At 55.3% G+C, this 3,591-nt stretch carries 2 protein-coding genes and 1 pseudogene; all 3 read right to left on the bottom strand.

The genetic code is table 11. The annotated features are described in order from the left end of the window. Positions 1 to 265, bottom strand: a pseudogene (locus EN949_RS33790) (transposase); the annotation flags it as partial. Between the two features lie 254 nt (positions 266 to 519). Beyond that, positions 520 to 1,554, bottom strand: coding sequence for an LLM class flavin-dependent oxidoreductase (locus tag EN949_RS33785; protein ID WP_063169375.1), 1,035 nt, complete (start codon positions 1,552 to 1,554; stop codon positions 520 to 522). 71 nt (positions 1,555 to 1,625) lie between these two features. Beyond that, positions 1,626 to 2,756 (bottom strand): histidinol-phosphate transaminase, encoded by a 1,131-nt coding sequence (gene hisC, locus EN949_RS33780; RefSeq protein WP_063169376.1) that lies wholly within the window; start codon positions 2,754 to 2,756, stop codon positions 1,626 to 1,628. Positions 2,757 to 3,591: the final 835 nt, after the last annotated feature.

The following is a 3,591-nucleotide window of genomic DNA, read 5'->3' as shown; positions in this document are numbered from 1 at the left end:
CCATTTCTTTCCCACAAGGTCCTTCAACGCGGCATTGTCGAGCATGGCGTCGGCCAAAAGCCGCTTCAGGCGCGTGTTCTCGTCCTCCAGCGCCTTCAGGTCGCCGAGCCTCGGTGACATCCATCCCGCCGAAGCGGGCCTTCCAATTGTAGATCGAGGCGTCGCTGACCCCGTGCTTGCGGCACAGATCGCCAACCGATACCCCGGCCTCGTGTTTCTTCAAAATTCCGATGATCTGCTCTTCAGAGAAGCGGCTGCGTTTCATGTCCTGGTCCTCTGGATGGGCCAGAACGAACTTCAAACCGGATTAGATCAGAGGGGCAAGGTCAGGACGCCTCGGCGCGGTCGTCGACCTCTTCACCCCAGCCGAATGTGCCAACTACTTCAAAGCCGCAGGATATGACCTGGATCAGATAGGACGTGCTCCAATGGTTTACACCTGACACAGGAGTCCGGCCCCCACAACCGTTTCGCAATGAGGAGCAGCGCTGCCGCTGCTCCTCCAATCACACGACGGATTCACGATGCGGCAACTCGAGCCATGATTTCGGATCCAATGGCCGATGCGGTGTATAGTGAGGCATCCAGCGGCAAATCCCCAAATGCCAGTTGACACAGAAGATAATTAGCACCTGCCTCTTCCAGCTGATCAAGGAGAGCTTTTCGGACAGAATCTGCCGTTCCCACGACGCACAATTCACTTTCAATTGCTGCATCGAAGTTCAAAGGCAAGTTTGGTGGAGTGGAAATGGCATTTAGTTCGTATAGAAATTTGAAGCTATTGAGCCATCGTTCATAGGCAGGTGCTGCGAGCAAATACGCATCTGTTTCAGAACGCCCTATCACCACCATTCGGAGCAATCCAAGAAATGGCGCTTGCTGGCCAATGTCAGCATCGTGAATTCGGGCGGCGCGGAACGCGTCGGTAACGCTGCGAACAGAAGTGGAAGGTCCGACGCAGGCGATGTTTGCCCCATTCGCAGCGGCCCAGCTAGCCGGCTCGGGTCGATTGGTGGCGATCCATGTCGGCGGACGGGGATATTGGTGAGGTCTCAACGTCAGCGGAACATCTTTCAACTCAAAGTGGCGGCCCTGATAAGAAAGCGTCCCGCCTTTCATCGCATTGATGAGAATCTCACTGGCCTCCGCATACTGTTCTGGTGCTGCTTCTACAGCAACCCCGAAGTATCCCAATTCAGTGGGAGCAGAGCCGCGCCCTATGCCGAGTTCAAGCCTGCCGCCGCTCAACTGATCAAGCATGCAGATCTCCTCGAAGGCACGCAGCGGATGATAGAGCGCAAGTAGCATTACCATGGGACCAACACGAAGACTGCGGGTTCGCTGGGCGACGCTCGCTAAGAACAAATTCGGTGATGGACCTCTGCCATGCGGCGTACAGTGGTGCTCGGCGAGATGATACGCATAAAAGCCATAGCCATCGCACGCTTCTGCTAGGCTCAGCCGATCTGCATATTGTTGTGCGATGTCATCGCCGTTTTCGTCCAGATGATCGAAGATGCCGAAGGTCAGGCCCGAAGCGGAAATTTTCTTCAATTAATTGTTCTCCAAATTACCTATATTTATTCGCTAATCATCATAGCTCACGACATATCATTACTTGATGCTTAATGTGAATCGACTTCATGCTTGTGAGCACCGCGATCCTTCTTAAAGTTCATACAGACGCGTTCGGCGGCAGCAAGGAATTTGTCCATCTGCTCTGTGGTGCCAATGCTGACGCGAATACAGTTCTTCAAATCTACGTCAGGAAAGCTGGCGATGAGGATCGCCTGCTCTTTCAACGCGGCTTGCCAGCATGAGCCCTCCTGTCCCGCCGGCACACGGGCCAGCAAAAAGTTTGCGTGGGAGGGTGTTACGGAAAAGCCAAGTTGCAACAGCGCCAGGGTCACTCGCTGTCGTTCATGCTTGATGTGCCTGTGGTTCTCTTCGTAGGCGTGGCGATGCGCAAGAATGCTTTTCCCGACCGCCTGCCCGATCACGTTCATGTTGAAGACATTCTGGATGTTGCGCAGCCTGCCAATGATTTCTGGGTGACCGAAACCGAAGCCGACTCGCACGCCAGCGGCAGCATAGCTCTTTGAAAAAGTCCTCAAGATCAAAAGATTCGGATGTCTATTGACGAGGCGCAGGGCATTGTCGGGTGCGAAGTCAACGTAGGCCTCATCCAAGACGACCAAGCGATCTGCTTGCTCCACAAGGCGTTCGATTTCGGCCACCGGCACGAATGTTCCGGTCGGATTGTTCGGATTAGCCAACAGAATGAACTTCGCGTCTTTTGCGGGGCCGGACAGCAGTTTTTCTATCGGCAGGGGATGAGCTTCGCTCGATGCGATTTCGAGAAACTCGGCACCCTGCAACATGGCAAGTTTACGGTTGAACGAAAATCCGGGCGACAGCATTGCCACTCTATCTCCTGGGGCGAGGAAAGCTCTGTAGATGAGTCCGAGCAGCTCCGACGAACCGTTGCCGGCAATCACCTGATCTTTGGAAAATCCGTAAGCATCGGAGGCAGCTGCCCTTAAGCTGAGATTGTCGTCTTCCGGATAAAGATACTGGTGTTCGATCGCAGCAATTGCACTTTGCATTACGCTCTTCGGCAACGGAAACGGGTTCTCGTTCGTATTTAGCTTAACGCAGTTTGCATCCGTCGCTGGTCCGTTGGACGAGAGAGCATCTAATTTGCTGGCCACCGGCGAAAAAAGCGAAAGCACGGTCTTCAGTTTTGCATCGCACATGTTCTTCTCCGTTTTTCAGTCCCGCAGGGCATGTGACATGAGGCAATCGTTGATCGTGACTTGATCGACGTTCGGCTATATCAGCGCTGCCTTCCCACCCTGGTGGGGATCGCCGACCACGGTTTGGATTTGACACCGGGAAGCTGTCGAGAACCTGATGACGACCCAACGTTTGGCCGACGGCCGATTCGGCGCAACAGACGGTGTTTCAACATCGCATCGTCCTCAAAGCCGCATGCAGGGCCTGCACGACAGCCCGTCTCCAGCGCCCGCAGATAGGTGGAAGCCGAAGTCTTGCCGAACCTCAGTTGCTCTGCCACCTTGGCCCACCGGACTGCCCTGTTTATGGGTCAGGCGCAGGATATCTCTGACGCTCGTTCGTCTTGCTTGCTTCCGTCTTGGCATGGGCTCTCTCGGTTTGCTGATGAGAGAGCCAAATACCGGCTCATCTGAGCATGAGACGCAGGCCTGACGATATGGAGCGTCGCTGGTGGCGCGCGTAGCCGAGAGGGTTCGCCTCGCTGGCGGGGCATGCAAGACGGCGCACCTCCTTAGCCATCCTGTCCCATCGTCTCAGATCGTGAGGCGCACCTTATAGTCGGTGAGGAGATCTTGCAGGGTCAGGTTACGCCCTAGCGCTTAAGGTTGTTGGTCGCACCGAGCAAGCGCGGGACCTGTCGACGGACAACAGCGGTGCCACTGCCGGCACTAGGTGTGAGCTTTCGAGAGGTTGTCCATTCGGACCGGACCGAGGAGACTGGAGTTACCACGCTTCAGCATCCATCGGAGGGTCCGAATGAACATCCACAAGAATGCCCGTCTCACACCGCTGCGT

This window comes from Mesorhizobium sp. M7A.F.Ca.US.007.01.2.1, from assembly GCF_003998165.1.
GTDB lineage: Bacteria > Pseudomonadota > Alphaproteobacteria > Rhizobiales > Rhizobiaceae > Mesorhizobium > Mesorhizobium ciceri.
This window is presented reverse-complemented; position numbering and strand designations above follow the sequence as displayed.

Coding starts and splice junctions, on each gene's coding strand:
- hisC (WP_063169376.1), bottom strand. CDS start 2,756: ATGTGCGATGCAAAACTGAAGACCGTGCTTTCGCTTTTTTCGCCGGTG.